The following is a 17,231-nucleotide window of genomic DNA, read 5'->3' on the forward strand; positions in this document are numbered from 1 at the left end:
AATTTTCCGAGAAGATGGATTTATTGTATCACAGGGGGCAAGGTGTTGGCGAGCGAACAGGCACGGATCACCGCTCTGTATGAAAAGCTCGATCAGGAACGGAACAAAGCGGCCGAGAACCTCGCGGCCGCACTGCGCGACACCACCACGCACCGGCTGGACCGGGAGGCCGCCGTAGACGCGTTCACGAGGCAGGTCAGCAAGTACCGCGCCGCCGAGGAAGGACTGTGCTTCGGCCGCATCGACTCGGAAGGGGGCGGCTGCGCCTACATCGGGCGCGTCGGCCTGTTCGACGACGACTACAACCCGATGCTGCTCGACTGGCGAGCACCGGCGGCACGGCCGTTCTACACGGCGACCTCCGCGAACCCCGAAGGCGTCGTCCTACGCCGGCACTACCGAGTGCGTGACCGTCAGCTACGAGACTTCCACGACGACGAACTGCTGACCGACACGACAGCACTGCTCGACGCCCTCAACGCACCCCGCAGCGCGACGATGCGCGACATCGTGTCGACCATCCAGGCCGAGCAGGACGAGATCATCCGGTTCTCGGGTCCTGGCGTGCTGGTGATCGAGGGCGGCCCCGGCACCGGCAAGACCGCGGTAGCCCTGCACCGCGTGGCCTACCTGCTGTACACGCGCCGAGAACGCCTGTCCCGGCACGGCGTGCTGATCGTCGGCCCGAACACAGGCTTCCTGCGCTACGTCGGTGACGTCCTGCCGTCCCTGGGGGAGACCGACGTCGTCTTCGCTACACCCGGCGAGCTCTACCCCGGCGTCGCCACGGACGCCGAGGACAGTCCGTCGGTCCAACGCCTCAAAGGCGACCTGTCCGTCCTGGACCTGCTTGCCGTCGCCGTCGCCGACAGACAGGAGCTCCCCGACGAACCCATCGGCATCGAACTGGAGGACGTCGTCGTCCCGCTCGACGCACACATCGCCGCCGTCGCCCGCGAGAAGACCCGCTACTACGGGCTGCCGCACAACGCCGCCCGCAAGTACTTCTTCCTGGCGCTCGCCGAGGAGCTGGTCGCCCCGGCGATGCGCCTGATCGGCGTCGACTGGCCCGAGATCGAAGAGGATGTCCGCCACGAGCTCCGCTCCAGCTCAGAACTGCGCGCGGCCGTCGACCGGCTGTGGCCGCTGCTCACCCCGCAACAGCTGCTCGCCGACCTGTACGCGGGCCGCTGCTTCCGCATCGGCGTGCCGGAGCTGTACCGCGAGGACGCCGACGCCTGGACGGTGTCCGACGTGCCGTTGCTCGACGAACTCGCCGACCTCCTCGGCTCCGACGGCACGGCGGAACGCGCCGCCAAGCGCGAGGAGGAGGAACAACTCGAATACGCCCGCGGAGTGATGGACGTCCTGTCCATCGACAAGCGCGCCGACTCCGACGAGTACATCGTCACCGACTTCGTCAACGCCGACGTACTGGCCGCCCGCCACGAGGTCCGCGACCACCGCTCTCTCGCCGAGCGCGCCGCCGCCGACCGCACGTGGACGTACGGGCACGTCGTCGTCGACGAAGCACAAGAACTGTCGCCAATGGACTGGCGCGTGCTGCTGCGGCGCTGCCCGAACAAGTCCATGACCGTCGTCGGCGACCTCGCCCAGCGCCAGGCCGCAGGCGGTGTCCGCAGCTGGGGCTCGGTGTTCGACCGGTTCACCTACCGTCGGCTCGAGGTCAACTACCGCACGCCCGGCGAGATCATGGAGGCTGCGGTCCCGGTCCTGAAGCTTGTCGACCCTGACGCGACGGCACCGGTCTCGGTGCGCAGGACAGGCGTGAGGCCGTGGGCCCGCCGCGTAACCGATATATCGGCCGCAGTCCGCGACGAACTCGACGCCCACGCGGCGGAACACGACGACCGCACGATCGTCGTCATCGGCGAAGGCTGGATGCCGCCGCGCTCGTCGAAAGGACTGGAGTTCGACGTCGTCCTCGTCGTCGAACCCCAGCGCATGTCACCCAGTGAGCTGTACGTGGCACTGACGAGAGCGACTCAACGGCTCGGAGTCCTGCACACCGAGCCGTTGCCGCGTCACCTACGAGGTCTCCTCTGACACCCACGCGAGGTAGTCGTCGTTGCCCCCGACAACGGGGGTGACGACGACCTCGGGGACGTCATAGCTGTGCTGTGACTTGATGTGCGTGACGAGTTCATCGGCACGACCAGCGGACGTCTTCACGACGCACTGCCATTCCACGTCGACGCGCACCTCTCCGTCCCACCGGTAGACGCTCCGAATCGGCACGATCTGCACGCAAGCGCCGAGCCGCGCCTCGACGATGTTCTTCGCCAACGACTCCGCGGCTTCGACGGAGTCGACAGTCGTCGTCACCACGCACACATCACTCACAGCGCGTCGATCTCCTTCAGCAACTGGTCTTTCAATTCCGCCGACGCGTACGACACGCGCACTGCGGTCCGTGCCAGTTCAGCGAGGTCGTCACGTCCGAACCCGAACCGTTCATGGCACAGCGAATATTCCTGGTCGAGGTCGGTGTGGAACATGCCGGGGTCGTCGGTGCTGATGGTCATCGGCACCCCGGCCTCCACCAGTTGCGGCAAGGGGTGCTCGTCCCATGACTTCACGGCCCCGGTGCGGATGTTCGACGTCGGGCACATTTCGAGGGCGACGCCCTCGTCAGCGAGATGTCGCACCAACTCCGGATCCTGCACGGCGCTCACACCGTGCCCGATCCGTTCCGCACGCAGGTCCTGCACCGCGGCCCAGATCTCGCTCGGTGGCGAGGTCTCGCCGGCGTGCGGCACCATGTGCAGCCCGGCGTCCCGCGCCATCGCGAACGCATCGCGGAACTTGGCCCGGGGCGAGTCCGACTCGAACCCCGCCAACCCGAACCCGACCAAGCCCTCTGGCCTGTACTCGGTCGCGAACCGCGCACTCGTCATGCCCCAGTCGCGATCCCAGATACCGGGCACGTCGAAAATCCACTGCAACGTCACGCCGTGCACCGCGAGCGCTTCTTGGCGCCCCGCTGCCAACGCCTCGACGAGCTCGTCAGGAGCAATGCCAGCCCGCAGATGGCTCGTGGCGCTGATCGTCAGCTCCGCGTACCGGACGTTGCTGCGTGCGGCGTCACGGGCGTATCCGACGATGAGCGTGCGGACATCCTCGCCCGTTGTGACGAGGTCGTTGACGACGCTATAGACGTTGATGAAGTGCCGGAAGTCCGTGAACTCGTAAAACCGTCGCAGTGCTGTCTCGTCGGTCGGCACAGGTCCGTCGGGGTGGTTGCGGGCGAGCGTGAGGACGGTGTCGACTGAAGCCGCACCCACAAGGTGGACGTGCAGCTCGGCCTTCGGCAGCGCACGGACGAAGTTGGAAATGGGCACGGCCCATGCTCTCAGGTCAAGGGCCGTTCGACGGGTGACACGCCTTGCGGTCAGGGGGAAGGGTGCAGGGCGAATCCTGTCCCTGGCTTCCGCATTGGGGGTGCCTCGTGAGGGGCGCACGAAGAGTCGCACTGCTGGCTGCGGTGCTAGTTCTGCCACTTCTGCCCGCCACGGCCCAGGCCGCGGAGGGGCCGGTGTTCAAGGACGGTGAGGCACAGCCCGTCTTCGACCCGAAAGACGTGGTGAAGGAGAGCCTCTGGGTCCGCGCCCCGGTCGACAGCGACCGCGACGGCAAGGACGACGAGGTCTACACCGAGGTCGTCCGGCCACGCGCCACCGAACGCGGCCTCAAGGTACCGGTCGTGTACATGGTCAGCCCGTACTTCTCGGGCGGCAACGACGTCCCCAACCACAACGTCGACGTCGAACTGTACGTGCCGGACAAGCGCAACGGACGTCTGCTGAAATCCTCCGCTGACGAACGGATCACCGCCGCACTCGGCCCCAACCCGATCACCTCGGCCCGCTACGAGGCGTACTTCATCTCGCGCGGATACGCGGTCGTCTACGCCGAGTCGCTGGGCACCGGCAAGTCAACGGGCTGCCCGACGACGGGAGATGTCAACGAGACGATCGGCGCCCGTGTCGTCGTCGACTGGCTCAACGGCCGTGCGTCCGCACGGACCGCGACGGGCGAAGCCATCAAGGCGACCTGGTCGACCGGCAAGACCGGCATGATGGGCGTCTCCTACAACGGAACGCTGCCCAACGCCGTCGCCTCCACGGGCGTGCGCGGCCTCGAAGCCATCGTGCCGATCGCCGCGATCTCCAGTTGGTACGACTACTACCGCGCGGATGGCGCCGTGGTCGCGCCCGGCACGTTCCAGGGCGAGGACGCCGACGTACTGGCGGAGTACGTCTACACGCGCGCCGACAGGGAGATCTGCAAGCCGATCATCGCGGAGATCGCGAAGGACCAGGACCGCATCACTGGCGACTACAACCGGTTCTGGGACAAGCGCAACTACCTCAACGACGCCCGCAAGGTCCGCGCCGCAGTACTCGCCGTCCACGGGCTCAACGACTGGAACGTCAAGATGACGCACGTCGAGCAGTGGTACTCGGCGTTGAAGAAGGTCGGCGTACCGCGGAAGATCTGGCTGCACCAGTCGGGGCACACCGACCCCGACACGCTGCGGTCGGCCGAGTGGCGGCGCACCCTGAACCGCTGGTTCACCCAGTACCTGTGGGGTCACCGCAATGGTGTCGACAAGGAGCCGAAGGCCACGCTGCAGCGCGAGGACAAGACGTGGGTCGACGAGAAGGACTGGCCCGCGCCGGGCACGTCCGACGTGCGGCTGCGCCTGTCCGCAGGCGGAACCACCAAGGGCGGCCTCGCGGTCCTGCCCGGTCGCGGCGTGGAGAAGCTGACCGACGACGCGACGAAGACGGCGGAGTCGCTGATCGACCAGGCGACGTCCCCGCACCGTCTCTCCTACGCGTCGCAGCCGGCGCGGAAGCCGGTGAGGTTGTCCGGGAAGTCGACGGCGCAGCTGCGGCTCGCCTTCGACCGTCCCGCCGCGAACGTGACGACGCTGCTCGTCGACCGGGCTCCGGACGGCACGTCCCACGTCATCACGCGCGGCTCGACGGACCCGCAGAACAGGGACCGTCCCGACCGGACGTCGCCGATCAAGCCGGGCAAGTTCTACGACGTGGACGTGCCGATCGTGCCTGACGACTACGTCCTGCAGGCGGGTCACCGGCTCGAGTTCGTGCTGATCTCCAGCGACTACGACTACACGCTGCGCCCGAAGCCGGGTGCCGGCCTGTCGCTGGACCTTGCCAGGTCGTCGGTGGAACTGCCGATCGTCGGTGGCTGGCACACCGTTTTCCAGGCGTTCTGAGTTGGTGCCGCGCTTCGGTTCCTGCTCGTCCGGGGACCGAAGCGCGGCACCCTAGCACCCACCCCTGACAGAACCTCGTTACCGAGCGCTCGAAGATCTCGACCTGTCCACAACCGCGCAGTTGTCCACAACTTCGCGCCGGCCCAGTGCTCCGCGGCTCCTCGTCCGCCACTGTGAGCCCATGCCCACCGCCTTCCCGACACCGGTCCGAGTTCGTGACGTCAGCGAGCTCTACGCCGCGATCCCACACCTGATCGGCTTCCACCCCGCAGACTCGCTCGTCGTGCTCGTGCTGAAGGACAACCTGGTCAGCATGACCATGCGCGTCGACCTGCCGCGTCCTCGACATAGAGGTTTTCTGGCGGCTCAACTGGAGGTGCCGCTTCGAGAACAAGGCGCGTCCGAGGTGGTTCTCGTGGTCGTGTGCGCGCCGTCCGAGCACATACCTGAGAATCTGCCGCACGGACCACTCGTCACCACGCTCAGAAACACCTTGGGGTGCTCGGGTGTCGACGTCGTTGAAGCGGTCTGGCTGCCTTCGTTCCAGAAGGACGCCCGATGGCTGTGCTACCTGGACCTCGACTGCCACGGCACGCTGCCCGATCCCGAGCTGTCCGCCTTGGCGGCAGCATCGGCACACGAGGGCAACGTGACGTTCGAGTCGCGCGCCGCCATGGCGGCAATCGCCGCCTTGGACTCACCCGAGGCGCTGGAACGACGATCAGCACTGCTCGACGAACTCATGGCGAGCGCAGGCGAGCCCGACCCCGGCACCGAGTTGCGCCGGGTACGTGAGGCGATCGACGCGGTCGCCGAACGTCGCGGACCGTTGCCGGACGCGGAGATCGTCGCGTTGGCGAGAGCGCTGGCTCAACCCGAGGTGCGGGACGCGAGCATGGGGTTCGCGGCACTGCCCGTGGCCAGACTGGCCGAGCGGCTGTGGCTCGAGCTCACCAGGACGTGCCCGGCACCCGAACGCGCGGAAGCCGCCTGCCTGCTCGCCTTCTACGCCTACCAGCGCGGCGATGGAGGTCTCGCGTCCATCGCGCTCGACGCGGCCGAGGACGCCTGCCCCGGCCACTCCCTGACGAAGCTCCTCCGCGCCGCGGCCAGCGCGGCGTTCCCTCCGGCAGAGATGAGGGCGTTGTCCAGGAAGTACCTGGACAACGCCCGCCAGTTGCTCAGAAGCGCTCAGAGCAGTTCCGGCCGCTCCCAGCCCTGATCCAGGACATGTTCGGCCAAGAACGCCCACACCGTCTCGTACCAGACCCGAGAGTTGCCGGGGGTGAGGATCCAGTGGTTCTCCGTCGGAAAGTAAAGGTATTTCGCGGTGACGCCGTGCCGGACGAGGTCGAAGTACAGGCGGTGCCCCTCACCGATGGGGACTCGGTAGTCCTTGTCCCCGTGGATGACGAGCATCGGGGTCTTGATGTCCGCGACCCGCAGGTGCGGGGAGTTCTCGAGGATCCGCTCCGGCTGCGTGAGGGGGTCGCCCATCTCCCGCATCCAGAAGTAGGAGCTGTCCGTGCCACCGGAGAAGGCGTCGAGGTGCCACAGGGACGCGTGGGTGACGATCGCCCGGAAACGGTCGGTCTGGGTGGCGATCCAGTTGGCCATGTAGCCGCCGAACGAGCCACCCATGGCGGCGGTCCGGGAGCCGTCGATGTCGTCCCGCTCGACCGCGACGTCCGTGATGGCCATGAGGTCGGTGTAGGGCTCGGCGCCCCACCGGCCCCAGCCCGCCTTGATGAAGTCGGGCCCGTAGCCGGTGGACAGCGCCGGGTCCGGCAGCAGGATGGCGTAGCCGCGAGCGGCCATCAGCCACGGGTTCCAGCGCCACGTCCAGCCGTTCCAGCTCATGACCGGTCCGCCGTGGACCCACAGCACCAGCGGGGCGGGAGAGTCGGCCGAGGCGCCTTCCGGCAGCACCAGCCAGGCACGGACGGTGCGGCCGTCGGCGACGACCGTGGAGATCTCGGTGAGGGTGCCGGGTACGGAGTCGAGGGCACCGGGGGCAAGCAGCCGCTCGGGGTCCTGGTCGGCTCCGGTGGCGGCGAACCGCACTGGCTGTGGCGGGTGGTCGACCGAGTTGCGCAACGCGTACAGCGTCTTGCCGTCCGGGCTCACGACCAGGTCGCTGTAGTAGCCGGTCACGGTCAGCTTCGTGATCTCGCCGGACGCGAGGTCCAAGCGCCAGACCGGCTGGTGCCCGAGGTAGCTGGCGGTGAAGAAGACAGCCGATCCGTCCGGGCTCACCACCGGGCGGTCCGGTTCCTCCTGGAATTCGGGCGCCAATGGCGTGACCGAGTCGTCGGTCAGGTCGATGCGCACCAGCTCGCGGTGGTGCGGCAGATCCACTGTGGACTCACGGTGCCGGACCGCGATCACCGCCGCCGAGTCGGGCGTGAAGGCGGCGCCTCCGAACGAGTACCCGTCCGCCGAGGCGATCGTCCTGGGCGCGCCGCCGCTCGTGGCGACCAGCCGGAGTTCGGTCCTGCGGCCGTAGGCGGCGCTGACGTCGATGTCGTGGCCGAAGACGGCCCACTTCCCGTCCGGGCTGAGCGCGATGTCGTCGTCGCTGAGCCTGCTCTCGGTGTCCTCGCTGAGAGCGGCGACGCTCTCGACGCTGACGTCCCCCAAAGGGGCGGCGAAGAGGCGTGGGTAGGCGGGGCCGAGGTCGGAGTCCCAGTACCGAATCGGGTACGACTCGTGCAGGATCGCTGTCACTCCAGCGTCCTCACGGGCCTTGCGCTTGGCGTCGTCCTCGTCACCGAACTCCGAGAAGCGGTGCGCCGACGACGTGAACAGCACAGTCTCACCGGCAGCACGCAGCTGACCGACTCCGCCTCCCGGTCGCAGAACCTCGGCGGCCTCTCCGTGGACCGGAAGCCGCCACAACGCCTTCTTGTCCTTGGACTCGCCCGGCTTCGCGAGCGGATCCGGTCGTGCCGACAAGAACAGCAGCGACCCGTCCGGTGCGAACACGGGGGAGGAGTCGCCCTTGGCGGAACGGGTGAGCCGGACGGCCTCCCGTTCACCGGAGGGGTCGACCTCCCAGAGAGCGCCCTGCCACGTCTTGCCGTCCGGGGCGAGCGTGGAGACGACCGTGACGAGCCGGGTGCCGTCCGGGGACAGCGCGAGCGAACCGAGGCGCGGGGTGGCGTTGTAGCTCTCGAAGGAGGCGAAGTCGGTCATCGCGGGTCAGGCCCCGTGCCGGGCGCGGGTGAACTCCCACGCGTCGCGGACGATGCCGGAGATGTCGGCGCGCTCCGGCTTCCAGCCGAGGTCCGTGCGCGCCCGCTCGGCGGAGGCGACCAGGACAGCCGGGTCACCGGCACGCCGCGGCGCGACGACGGCCGGGATCGGGTGGCCGGTCACCTCGCGGCAGGTCTCGATGACCTGCTTGACCGAGAAGCCGGTGCCGTTGCCGAGGTTGTAGATCCGGTGCTCACCCGCGGTGGCGTGCTCGAGCGCGAGGAGGTGGGCGTCCGCGAGGTCCGCGACGTGGATGTAGTCGCGGACGCAGGTGCCGTCCTCGGTGGGCCAGTCCTCGCCGTAGATCGAGATGTGCTCGCGCTGGCCGAGGGCGACCTGCAGCACCAGCGGGATGAGGTGGGTCTCGGTCGCGTGGCGCTCGCCGATGCTGCCGTAAGCGCCGGCGACGTTGAAGTACCGCAGGCTCATCGCCGCCAGCCCGTGCGCGGCCGCGTACGACGTGATCGCGTGGTCGATCGCCAGCTTGGTGGCGCCGTAGGTGTTGGTCGGCGCGGTGGGGGCCGTCTCGGGGATCGGCACCTCCTGCGGCTCGCCGTACGTCGCGGCAGTCGAGGAGAAGACGAGCTTCGGCGTGCCGTGCTCCTTCATCGCGTCGAGCAGGCGAATCGCTGTCAGGACATTGCCCGTCCAGTACTTGCCGGGGTCCTCCATGGACTCGCCGACGAGGGACTTCGCCGCGAAGTGCAGAACGCCGTCGAACCCTTCCGCGAGGACTTCGCCGATCACCTCGGCGATGTCACCCCGGATGAAGCGCGCTCCCGCGGGGACGGCGTCCTCGTGCCCGGTCGAGAGGTCGTCGAGGACGACCACCTCGTGTCCGGCTTCGAGCAGCCGGGCGGCGCAGACGCTGCCGACGTAACCGGCCCCGCCCGTGACGAGCAGCTTCACCACAGTCCTCGCATTCCTGGTCGAGATCGTTGTTCGCTACCGGTCCCTGCCCGCACCCGCGGACGGGACCGCCGTGAAGAGCCTCGGCCGCGTGAGCGAGCGCGAGGCGAAACCGGCGAGCACGGCCCGTTCGACCTCGGCGTGCCGGTCGACGGGCACGAGGGCGATGGCCGAACCGCCGAAGCCGCCGCCGGTCATCCTGGCGCCGAGGGCACCGGCCTCCATCGCGGAGTCGACGGCGACGTCGAGCTCGAGACACGAGACCCGGTAGTCGTCCCGCAGGCTCGCGTGCGAACCGGACAGGAGCGGACCGACATCGGCGAGCCGGCCCGCGCGGAGCAGTTCGACAGTGCGCAGGACCCTGTCGTTCTCAGTCACCACGTGCCGCACCAGCGGACGCAGCTCTTCGGGCAGCCGGACGAGCGTCTGGTCGAGCTCGGCGACGTCGACGTCCCGCAGCGCGGGAACACCGAGAATCTCGGCGGCCCGCTCGCAGCCCGCCCGGCGGGCGCCGTAGCCGCCGTCGACGTGGGAGTGGCTGGCGCGAGTGTCGATGACCAGCACCTCGAGCCCACTGGCAGCCGCGTCGAACGCGACCTGCTCCGACTTGCCGGAGCGCACGTCGTAAAACAGGGCATGCGCTTCGACGCAGCTCAGCGATGCCGTCTGGTCCAGAATTCCGGTCGGCGCACCCACGAAGTCGTTCTCGGAACGCTGCACCCAGCGCGCGATGTCCGGCAGCTCGGCGTCGACGTCGGCGAGGCCGAGCAGGGCGAGGGCGACGGCGCACTCCAGAGCGTGCGAGGAGGAGAGGCCGGCACCAGCGGGAACGTCACCCGCGATGACGAGGTCCGCACCGCCGGTGACGGCGATTCCCTGCTCACGCAGTGCCCAGGCGACACCGCTGGGGTACGCGGGCCACCCCTTGACGGTCCCGGGGGCTAGCTCGGTCACCACGGCGGGGGCGGCGGTCTGCACTCCGCCGTCGTCCCCGGTCGTGCTGACGGTCAGCACGCCGTCGGTGCGGGCGGAGGCCGCCACCGCGATGCGGTGGGGCAGCGCGAACGGCAGCACGAAGCCGTCGTTGTAGTCGGTGTGCTCGCCGATCAGGTTGACCCGGCCGGGAGCCGACCAGATGCCCTCGGGCGCGCGTTCGTGCAGGCGCTGGAACGCCTCGGCCGCCTTCGCCGCCGGAGTGGTCGCCTTGGTCACCGGGCGAGCACCAGGACGGCGTGGGCTACCGCGGGGTCGAGCTCGGCCAGGTGGCCGTTGCCTCCGCGTACCTGCACCACCTTGGCGCCACCGAGCGCCCCGACCTCCACGGTGCCGCCCGGCACCACGCCGGCGTCCTTCAGCTCCGCCATCAGATCCGGGTCGAGCTGGACGTGCTCGGCGATGCGACGGATCTCGACGCGGCCACCGCCGCGGCGGGCCACCTCGTCCACGCGCAGCAGGTCCGCCTCGGCGGGCGGGGCGGGCTCGCCGTCGCCCAGCTTGTCGAGGCCGGGGATCGGGTTGCCGTAGGGCGAGGTGGTCGGGTTGCCGAGGAGCTTGATGAGCTTGCGTTCGACCGCCTCGCTCATCACGTGCTCCCAGCGGCACGCCTCGCTGTGCACGTGCTCCCACTCGAGCCCGATGATGTCGACGAGGAGACGCTCGGCGAGCCGGTGCTTGCGCATGACGGCGATCGCGAGGTTGCGGCCCTGCTCGGTGAGCTCGAGGTGGCGGTCCTCCGCCACGACCACCAGGCCGTCGCGTTCCATGCGGCCGACGGTCTGGCTCACCGTCGGGCCGCTCTGGCCGAGGCGCTCGGCGATGCGGGCGCGCAGAGGCACCACGCCCTCTTCTTCGAGCTCGTAGATCGTGCGGAGATACATCTCCGTGGTGTCGATGAGGTCGTTCACACCCGCTCCCCTTCGTATGGTGTCAATGGTAGTCGTGCCGGGGGACACAGGTGTCCGCGCGGGTGCAGGATGTGAGCCGTGCATCCGTTGATCACTCCTCAGGCTCTCGCCGATGCGCTGCGTGCGCGTCCGGTCACCGTCGTGCTGGACGTCCGGTGGCGGCTCGGCGGTCCACCCGCACGTCAAGACTACGAGGTCAGCCACGTACCTGGCGCTGTGTACGTCGATCTGGACACGGAACTGTCCGCCCCGCCCGGCATCGGCGGCCGGCATCCGCTGCCGGACCCCGAGCGGTTGCAGGAGGTGCTGCGCCGCGCGGGTGTGCGTGAGGGCGGCCGGGTCGTGGCCTATGACGCGGGGGACGGCTCGGTCGCCGCGCGGGCGTGGTGGCTGTTGCGGTGGGCCGGGTATGCCGAGGTCGCGGTGTTGGACGGCGGGTTCGCCGCGTGGGAGGCCGCCGGGCTGCCCGTCACGGCGGAGGAGCCGCCCGCGCTCACCGGTGACGAGGCTGGTGACGTGGTGGTGCGGCCGGGGCAGATGCCCGTGCTGGACGCGGACGAGGCGGCGGCGCTGGCGCGTGAGGGCGTGCTGCTCGACGCACGGGCGGCTGCGCGCTACCGCGGCGAGACCGAGCCGGTGGACCCGAAGGCCGGGCACATCCCCGGCGCTCTCAACGCGCCGACGACCGGCCATGTCGGAGCGGATGGGCGGTGGCTCACGTCCGCGGAGCTGGCGGAGCGGTTCGCTGGGCTCGGTGTGTCCGGTGGCCGTCCGGTCGGGGCGTACTGCGGGTCGGGTGTGACGGCCTCGTCCGTCGTGTTGGCGCTGGAGGTGGCCGGGATCACCTCGGCGGAGAAGCCGGCGGCGTTGTACGCCGGGTCGTGGTCCAACTGGTGCGCGTTGGACCGGGAGGTCGCCACCGGCGACTGACGTGGGTGGTCGGTGGGGTGCGTGCAGCCTGGCCAGCAGGTTGCACGCACTTGGCCGGCCAATCATGTGCAGCCGGCCTGTAGGTCACGTGCAGCCTGGTCAGCAGGTCAGGCGCAGCCTGGTGGAAGGTCGCAGCCTGGCCGGTCGGCCAGGCTGCGGGCGCGCCAGCCGGGCCGTACGCGAGGTCGGGCGGGGGCCGCGTCGGGGCGGGTGAGGGTGTGCCGGTCAGGCGTTCGGGATGCGGTCGAAGCCCTGCTGGACGAGCTTGCGGGCGGTTCCGCAGGTGTCGATCTCCTCGATCGCCAGCACGCTCACCGAGAACGCCTGCGTGATGACGGCCGGGTCGTCGGTCAGCATCACGGTGATCTGGCAGTCCTCCGGGGAGGCGGAGACCTGCCACGCCGTGTTGCCGCCGATCTCGATCTGCTTCTTCTCGCCTTCCTCGTCCACCGCTTCGGGGACCGTCACGATCTGGGTGATGACGGTGGACGGGCCGGTGGTGGTGTGGATGCAGCCGCCGTCCGCCGACGACTTGCCGCCGGTCGCGGCCTCGATGTCGGCGGCCTTGAGGACGCCGCAGGTCTCGAGGCCGGTGGCCTTCTTCCTGGTGGTGATCTTGACGTCGCCCTGCTTCTGGCCGGTGGGGTCGGCGGGCTTCGTCGGCGCCGTGCTGGTGGGCGCCTTCTTCGAGGTCGAGTTCGGTGTCGAGGGGGACGCCGGGTCGGTGGCGGGCGCGTCGCCGCCGGCCACGGCCGAGCCCGTGACCTGTTCGCTGCAGCCCGTGACGGTGGCGAGGGCCAGGCCCAGGGCGAGGAGGAGGGCGGCTGGTCGCAGTTGCATGTCGCCTCTGACCCCTGTTCGGTGAGATCGGTTCCGGTTCGGGGCCCGGAGAGGCGGGCCGAGGCGTCACTGTAGGTGGCGCCGGGGGTCCGGGGCACGCGGGTGGGCGGGTCGCGTCCGAGCTGTGACCAGTCGGATCGGCCGCCGGTGGGTAGGTTGCTGGGCATGGGTAAGCCAGCCGCTGTCGTCTGGGACAGGTCCTTCCTCGCCTACGACCTCGGTGGAGACCATCCGCTGAACCCCGTCCGGCTCGACCTGACGGTGCGGCTGGCCACCGAGCTGGGGGTGCTGGACGGTGTCGAGCTGCTCGCGCCCGAGGCGGCCGGTGACGAGGAGATCGAGCTGGTGCACCTGCCCGGCTACCTGAACGCGGTGCGGGCGGCTCCCACGGCCGGGTGGGACGTCGGGCACGGGCTGGGGACGCCCGACAACCCCGTGTTCGAGCGGATGCACGAGGCGTCGGCGCTGGTGGTGGGCGGGTCACTCGCCGCGGCGCGTGCCATCGCGTCGGGGGAGGCCGACCGGGCGGTCAACATCGCCGGGGGGTTGCACCACGCCATGCCGGACAACGCGGCCGGGTTCTGCGTCTACAACGACTGCGCGGTGGCCATCGAGTGGTTGTTGCGCAGCGGGGTGGAGCGGATCGCCTACGTCGACGTCGACGTCCACCACGGGGACGGGGTGCAGACGGCGTTCTGGGACGACCCGAGGGTGCTGACGATCTCGTTGCACCAGCACCCGATGAGCCTGTGGCCGGGGACCGGGTGGGCGAAGGAACTGGGCGGGGCCGGGGCCGAGGGGAGCGCGGTCAACGTGCCGTTGCCCGTGGGGACGCGGGATGGCGGATGGTTGCGGGCGTTCCACGCGACGGTGCCGTCGTTGCTAGAGGCGTTCCAGCCTGAGGTGCTCGTCACGCAGTGCGGTGTCGACACGCACCAGGAGGACCCACTCGCGGACCTCGCGCTCAGCGTGGACGGCCATCGGGCGATCTACCAGGCGTTCCGGGACCTGGTGACCGAGCGCGGGTACAAGTGGCTCGCGCTCGGCGGCGGTGGGTACGAGCTGCTCAGGGTCGTGCCGCGGTCGTGGACGCACCTGCTGGCCACGGTGCTGGACCGGGACGTCGACCCGGCGACGCCGTTGCCCGCGGACTGGGTCGCGCACGCGACACGCCTCGCGCCGGGCTGGGAGCTGCCGTCGACGATGGGCGACGGATGCGACCCTGGATATCAGCCGTGGGGCGGTGACGTGGAAGATCCGGTGGACAGGGCGATCCGCGACGCGCGCCGGGCGGCGTTCCCGTTGTACGGGCTCGACCCTCACGACCCCAGGGACTGAAGCCGAGATGGGCGCCAGAGATCCGTTCGACTTTCCCCGCCACTGGGAGGCGGACGTCGTCCTCAGCGACGGCGGCACCGTCCACCTGCGGCCGATCACGCCGGACGACGCCGAGAAGCTCCGGGAGTTCCACGGCAGGCTGTCCGAGCGGACGCGGTACTTCCGCTACTTCGGGCCGTACCCGCGGATCCCGCAGCGCGACCTCGACCGGTTCAGCACGGTCGACCACCACGACCGGGTGGCGCTGATCGCGTTGCTCGGTGACGACATCGTCGCCGTCGGCCGGTTCGACCGGCTGCACAACGGGCCGAGCGCCGAGGTCGCGTTCGTCGTCGAGGACGGCCACCAGGGGCGCGGGCTGGGCAGCATCCTGCTGGAGCACCTGGCCGCCGCGGCCAGGGAGGTCGGGCTCACCCGGTTCGAGGCCGAGGTGCTGGCCGAGAACGGGCAGATGGTCCGGGTATTCCGGGACGCCGGCTACCAGGTCAGCAGGGCGTTCGAGGAGGGCGTGCTGCACCTGGAGTTCGCGATCGACCCGACCGACGAGTCCGTCGCCGTCGCGCGGGCCCGTGAGCAGGCCGCCGAGGCGCGCAGCGTGCACAACCTGCTGCACCCGCGCAGCGTCGCCGTCATCGGCGCGTCCACCGATCCCACGAAGATCGGTCACGCGGTCCTCAAGAACCTCCTCGAAGCCGACTTCAACGGCCCCGTCTATCCCGTCAACGCCGAGCACCGCGCCGTGCGGGGCGTGCGGGCGTACCCGACGGTGCTCGACATCCCCGACGACGTCGACCTCGCCGTCGTCGCCGTTCCCGCGGCCAGCGTCGACGAGGTCATGGACGGCTGTCTCGCCAAGGGCGTGAAGGCGCTCGTCGTCGTCAGTTCGGGCTACGGCGAGACGGGACCGGACGGTCTCTCGGCCGAACGCAGGCTCGCCGCCGAGGCGCGGGCGCACGGCATGCGGGTCGTCGGGCCGAACGCGCTCGGCGTCCTCAACCTCGACCCGAAGGTCCGCCTGAACGCGAGCCTCGCGCCACACCTGCCCGCACGGGGCCGGGCGGGCTTCTTCTGCCAGTCGGGCGCGCTCGGCACGGCCATCCTCGCCAACGCCGCGGGCTGGGGGCTCGGGCTGTCGACGTTCGTCTCCGCCGGCAACCGCGCCGACGTCTCCGGCAACGACCTGCTGCAGTACTGGGAGACCGACCCGTCCACCGACGTCGTGCTGCTCTACCTGGAGTCGTTCGGCAACCCGCGCAAGTTCGCGCGGCTCGCGCGCAGGCTCGGCCGCACCAAGCCCATCGTCGCGGTGAAGTCCGGGCGGCACGCGGTCGTCCCCGGTCTCGCCGCCACCGCCGCGAAGGTCGACGAGGCGAGCGTGCAGGCGCTGTTCGAGCAGGCCGGTGTTATCAGGGTCGACTCGCTGGCCCAGCTGTTCGACACCGCGCTCCTGCTCGCGCACCAGCCGTTGCCCGCGGGCAGACGCGTCGCCGTCGTCGGCAACTCCACCGCGATCGGCCTGCTCGCCGCCGACACGCTGCTCGCCCAGGGACTCGACCTGGTCGACGACCCCGTCGACGTCGGCGCCCAGGCCACGCCCGAGGAGTTCGCCAAGGCCGTCAAGGAGTCACTCGACCGGCCGGACACCGACGCGCTCGTCGTCGTGTTCGTGCCGCCGATCGCGGTTCCGGGCAGCGCGTATGCGAGAGCCATCAAAGAAGCGGCGCACAGCACGAAACCGATCGTTTCCACGTTCCTCGCGGTGGAGGGCATTCCGGACGAACTGAAAATGCCTGGCAAGGGCTCGATTCCCAGTTATGCCAGTCCGGAACGCGCCGTGCTCGCATTGGCGCGCGTCACCCGTTACGCGCACTGGCGAGCCGCGCCGCAGGGCACTTTCACCAGACCGGACGGCATCGACACCGCACGGGCACGCTCCTTTGTGGACGGAGTGGCTGAGCAGCGGGAGATCGACGACCTCACCGCGGTCGATCTCCTGAGCTGCTACGGCATCGAGGTCGTGCCATTCCGAATCGCGAACAGCGCCGAGGAAGCCGTCAGCGCGGCCGCGGAACTCGGTTATCCGGTCGCGATGAAAGCCACCAGCGAGCGCCTGCGTCACCGCACGGACCTCATCGGGGTCCGGCTCGACGTCGCCCAGCCGGAGTCGGTCAGGGCCGCCTACCACGACCTGGCGGGGCTGTCCGGCGAGCCGGGCGTGTACGTGCAACGCATGGCCCCCAAGGGAGTCAGCTGCGTCCTGGGCATCCAGGACGACCCGAGCTTCGGCGCGCTGGTCTGGTTCGGACTGTCGGGTCTCGTGAGCGACCTGCTCGGCGACAGGGCCTACCGGGCAGTGCCGCTCACCGACACCGACGCGGCCGAACTCGTCGCCGCGCCGAAAGCGGCTCCTCTGCTCACCGGTTACCGGGGTGACGAACCGGCGGATCTGAAAGCCCTTCAGGAATTGGTACTCCGTTTGGCGGCGCTCGCGGAGGACCTTCCGGAGGTGCGGTCGTTGACGCTTGAACCTGTTCTTGCTTCCGCCGCGGGCGCTTTCGTGAGCAGTGCCCGTGTCGTTGTCGGTCCACCGCCATCTCTGCACGACGTGGGGCCCCGCCGCCTGCGCTGACGGGTTACCGCAACGATTCCGAACGTTTCATTTGTGCGGAACTATGGACACGCGTCCTGCCGCCGCTTAGGTTTCCCGCAACGCCGACAAGCACCACCCTGATGGGTCGGCGCATGCCCGTCTATCGACGCTGCAGAGGGAAAAATGACACCTAGAG

The 17,231-nt window shown here is 69.7% G+C and carries 13 protein-coding genes; 6 read left to right on the forward strand and 7 right to left on the reverse strand.

Annotated features, from left to right (window positions below; translation table 11 throughout):
- Window positions 1–42: 42 nt before the first annotated feature.
- Window positions 43–2,067, forward strand: coding sequence for a helicase domain-containing protein (locus tag BLT23_RS32640; RefSeq protein ID WP_342713714.1), 2,025 nt, complete (start codon window positions 43–45; stop codon window positions 2,065–2,067).
- Here BLT23_RS32640 and cutA read toward each other — a convergent pair.
- Complete coding sequence (gene cutA, locus BLT23_RS32645) at window positions 2,050–2,346, reverse strand: divalent-cation tolerance protein CutA (protein ID WP_245744431.1); 297 nt, start codon at window positions 2,344–2,346, stop codon at window positions 2,050–2,052. The genes BLT23_RS32640 and cutA overlap by 18 nt on opposite strands.
- A gap of 14 nt (window positions 2,347–2,360) precedes the next feature.
- A complete protein-coding gene (add, locus tag BLT23_RS32650; RefSeq protein ID WP_245744433.1) occupies window positions 2,361–3,362 on the reverse strand; it encodes an adenosine deaminase in 1,002 nt (333 codons plus the stop codon).
- A 107-nt stretch (window positions 3,363–3,469) separates the two neighbouring features.
- Here add and BLT23_RS32655 point away from each other — a divergent pair, with 107 nt between their 5' ends.
- Window positions 3,470–5,269 carry a Xaa-Pro dipeptidyl-peptidase gene (locus BLT23_RS32655; RefSeq protein ID WP_090056624.1) on the forward strand — a complete coding sequence of 600 codons (1,800 nt, stop codon included), beginning with the start codon at window positions 3,470–3,472 and terminating at the stop codon, window positions 5,267–5,269.
- A gap of 181 nt (window positions 5,270–5,450) precedes the next feature.
- Complete coding sequence (locus BLT23_RS32660; protein WP_090056627.1) at window positions 5,451–6,491, forward strand: DUF4192 domain-containing protein; 1,041 nt, start codon at window positions 5,451–5,453, stop codon at window positions 6,489–6,491.
- On the opposite strand, the gene BLT23_RS32665 is transcribed toward BLT23_RS32660, so the two are convergent.
- The 4 genes from BLT23_RS32665 to BLT23_RS32680 are packed head-to-tail and all read right to left on the reverse strand — an operon-like array spanning window position 6,461 to window position 11,337.
- A complete protein-coding gene (locus BLT23_RS32665) occupies window positions 6,461–8,464 on the reverse strand; it encodes a S9 family peptidase (protein WP_090056630.1) in 2,004 nt (667 codons plus the stop codon). The genes BLT23_RS32660 and BLT23_RS32665 overlap by 31 nt on opposite strands.
- Before the next feature lie 6 nt (window positions 8,465–8,470).
- Window positions 8,471–9,433, reverse strand: coding sequence for a UDP-glucose 4-epimerase GalE (gene galE, locus BLT23_RS32670; RefSeq protein ID WP_176947029.1), 963 nt, complete (start codon window positions 9,431–9,433; stop codon window positions 8,471–8,473).
- Between the two features lie 36 nt (window positions 9,434–9,469).
- Window positions 9,470–10,645: a galactokinase gene (galK, locus tag BLT23_RS32675; RefSeq protein ID WP_090056637.1), complete on the reverse strand. Its 1,176-nt coding sequence runs from the start codon at window positions 10,643–10,645 to the stop codon at window positions 9,470–9,472.
- Window positions 10,642–11,337 carry an iron-dependent transcriptional repressor DtxR gene (locus BLT23_RS32680; RefSeq protein ID WP_090056641.1) on the reverse strand — a complete coding sequence of 232 codons (696 nt, stop codon included), beginning with the start codon at window positions 11,335–11,337 and terminating at the stop codon, window positions 10,642–10,644. The genes galK and BLT23_RS32680 overlap by 4 nt, the downstream gene beginning before the upstream one ends.
- 78 nt (window positions 11,338–11,415) lie before the next feature.
- Between BLT23_RS32680 and BLT23_RS32685 the strand changes: the two genes are divergently transcribed.
- A complete protein-coding gene (locus tag BLT23_RS32685; protein WP_090056645.1) occupies window positions 11,416–12,267 on the forward strand; it encodes a sulfurtransferase in 852 nt (283 codons plus the stop codon).
- Window positions 12,268–12,492: 225 nt separating this feature from the next.
- Here BLT23_RS32685 and BLT23_RS32690 read toward each other — a convergent pair whose 3' ends face one another.
- A complete protein-coding gene (locus BLT23_RS32690; RefSeq protein WP_090056648.1) occupies window positions 12,493–13,107 on the reverse strand; it encodes a DUF3558 domain-containing protein in 615 nt (204 codons plus the stop codon).
- Between the two features lie 165 nt (window positions 13,108–13,272).
- Between BLT23_RS32690 and BLT23_RS32695 the strand changes: the two genes are divergently transcribed.
- Both BLT23_RS32695 and BLT23_RS32700 read left to right on the forward strand, forming a co-directional pair.
- On the forward strand, window positions 13,273–14,445 hold the full coding sequence (locus BLT23_RS32695) for an acetoin utilization protein AcuC (RefSeq protein WP_090056652.1): 1,173 nt from the start codon (window positions 13,273–13,275) through the stop codon (window positions 14,443–14,445).
- A gap of 7 nt (window positions 14,446–14,452) precedes the next feature.
- Entirely contained in the window at window positions 14,453–17,074 is a 2,622-nt protein-coding gene (locus BLT23_RS32700) for a bifunctional acetate--CoA ligase family protein/GNAT family N-acetyltransferase (protein WP_090056655.1), read from the forward strand.
- The last annotated feature ends 157 nt before the right edge of the window (window positions 17,075–17,231 follow it).

Source organism: Lentzea fradiae, from assembly GCF_900100955.1.
Lineage (GTDB): Bacteria > Actinomycetota > Actinomycetes > Mycobacteriales > Pseudonocardiaceae > Lentzea > Lentzea fradiae.

Bases quoted from the DNA above. Each gene is read 5' to 3' on its own strand.
- BLT23_RS32660 (WP_090056627.1), top strand. From the start codon at position 5,451: ATGCCCACCGCCTTCCCGACACCGGTCCGAGTTCGTGACGTCAGCGAG.
- BLT23_RS32690 (WP_090056648.1), bottom strand. From the start codon at position 13,107: ATGCAACTGCGACCAGCCGCCCTCCTCCTCGCCCTGGGCCTGGCCCTC.
- BLT23_RS32695 (WP_090056652.1), top strand. From the start codon at position 13,273: ATGGGTAAGCCAGCCGCTGTCGTCTGGGACAGGTCCTTCCTCGCCTAC.
- BLT23_RS32665 (WP_090056630.1), bottom strand. From the start codon at position 8,464: ATGACCGACTTCGCCTCCTTCGAGAGCTACAACGCCACCCCGCGCCTC.
- BLT23_RS32700 (WP_090056655.1), top strand. From the start codon at position 14,453: ATGGGCGCCAGAGATCCGTTCGACTTTCCCCGCCACTGGGAGGCGGAC.